This window comes from Mucilaginibacter sp. P4_G9, assembly GCF_056400985.1.
In genome coordinates, this window is record NZ_JBFUKF010000613.1 from 1 (window position 1) to 2,151 (window position 2,151).

Here is a 2,151-nt window from a genome sequence, read left to right on the forward strand (position 1 = left end):
CTTATCGCCTTCTTTATAGCCAGACATACCCGGCTGTAGTTTAAACTCATTGTTGTTACGGGGTAATAATAGCAATTCATCGTTGTTCAGGAGGTTCCTGTAGCTATAGCTGCGGTTTAACAGAAGCTGGTAGTCTTTATCATTGTGGATGATGTTGTTGGCAAACTGGGATAAGGCCCAGTCGTCATAAGCGTATTCAACGGTACGGGTAACAGATTCTGATCGGGTAAAAGGGATATACCCGTTTTTTTGATAGATCTCCATATCCGACTGGATAAAAGGCGGCTCAATGATGCTTTTTTTCATGGCTGTATAGGCCAATTGTTTATCAAAACCCGTAACTCCTTTTAAATAGGCATCCACAATAATCGAGATGGCATGGTTACCTGTCATCGATTCGGTAGGCAGGTGGCCGGTTTGTTTGTATATATCCAGCATAGATAAAACCACATCTTTTTGTTTATCCGGGTAAAGCAGTGTAAGAAAAGGGTGCAGAGAGCGGAAGGTATCCCATGGAGAGAAAGCACCATATTGATTTGCGCCTGTTTTTTGGTGAATTTTACCATCTTCGCCTTTATATCGGCCATCCGCATCGTCAATAAACCAGGGCAGTAAAAGTGAATGATAAAGGGCAGTATAAAAAACAGTTTTATTTTGCTCATTACTATCTTTTACATCAACAACAGCCAGTTTTTTAAACCAGTTCTCCCTTGTTTTTTTGTGTACCTGGTTAAAGGTTAAAGCGCCAATTTCTTTATCGATATTGTTTTGAGCGCTTGCATAACTAACGAACGAAGTGCTCAATTTAAGTCCGATAACCTTATTACTTGCTTTAGCTGATTCAAAAATAAATATCCAGCCGCCTTTAACCTGTTTTTTGGATATATAATCTTCGGTGAAATTGATAACGGTATTCCCCATTGAAGCATGCAATTTCCTCTTAGAAATTATTGTGATATCGCCGGCAATAAATACTTCAGGGGTAATTTCCGCGGCAAACGTGAAACGGAATATCCCGGTTCTTGCTGTTGTTGTTGCTTCGGTAATTGTGTGGTCGTCGTCAAAAATTACTTTATAATATCCGGGGCTTGCCGTTTCATTGATATGAGAAAACTTCCTGCTGTATTTACCGGCCTCAAATTCTGACCCCGAATTCACCGGCATAATATAGAACAGGCCTGAAGAACCCCCGGGAAAGCCACTCATGTGCCTTAAACAGCTGAAGTAATAAATGCTGCTGTCGTTATAATTATATCCCATGGCAACCCTTGTTTCGGGGCTCAACTGTATAAAACCCGATGGCGCAACTGCTCCCGGATATGTGCCGCCTTCGCTTCCCCATAAGGTAAACACATCGCTTTTTGCAGTGCCAATAAATGGATTTACATATTGCAAGTGGTTTGTGTGTTGGGCGGAGGCGGAAGACTTTAGTAGGATTAAAATAACTGTTAAAGCAAAGAAAGACTTACAAAGCTGTTTAAAGTTAAACAAACCACCCGTCATTGCGAGGTACGAAGCAATCCCCGATGTGCTAAGCAGATTTGCAGGCCAGCCCTGTAAAGTTCGGGATTGCTTCGTACCTCGCAATGACGGTAGAATAGACACTTTATCTACGTATAATACCATTCTCCAATAAGACCCTAATACCTTCAACATTATTATATTTTAATATATATCTTCCTCTTATCCAATACATAAGCTACCAGCCAGCAAAGCATCATATAACAAATGGCAAATACCAGTGTGCCAAATGCGCCGGGGAACACTCGCTGGTAAAATACCTGGTTTATCCAATCGTAAAAACTTAATTTGGGGCCTACCCATACGGTTTGTAAAACGGTAAGCAGTAATTCCGACAGCAGGTAGATAGCCAGTGAGTTACGGCCAAGGATAAGAAAGAAATTGGTGCCTCGTTTTACTTTTTCTATCTCGATAGCAAATATCAGCAGGCCCAGGATGGCCAGATCGATACCGATGGTGAGTAAAGAAAAAGTACTCGTCCATAGCTTTTTGGCTATCGGGAAAAACTGGCCCAAAAACAAAGCCGCAACAATAAGCAAGCCGCCGTACATGAACAGCTTAGCAACAGTTTCATAGTTTTTTCCTTTTCGCTGGATAAATGCGCCTGCTAAAAACCCGCCGATTACATTC

1 protein-coding gene and 1 pseudogene are annotated in these 2,151 nt (G+C 41.5%); both read right to left on the reverse strand.

Annotated elements, in window-relative coordinates:
• A partial coding sequence (locus AC1DPZ_RS25920; RefSeq protein ID WP_477408930.1) for a glycoside hydrolase domain-containing protein occupies nucleotides 1–1,395 on the reverse strand: 1,395 nt, incomplete at its 3' end.
• Between the two features lie 263 nt (nucleotides 1,396–1,658).
• Nucleotides 1,659–2,151: pseudogene (locus AC1DPZ_RS25925) on the reverse strand (DUF5009 domain-containing protein); the annotation flags it as partial.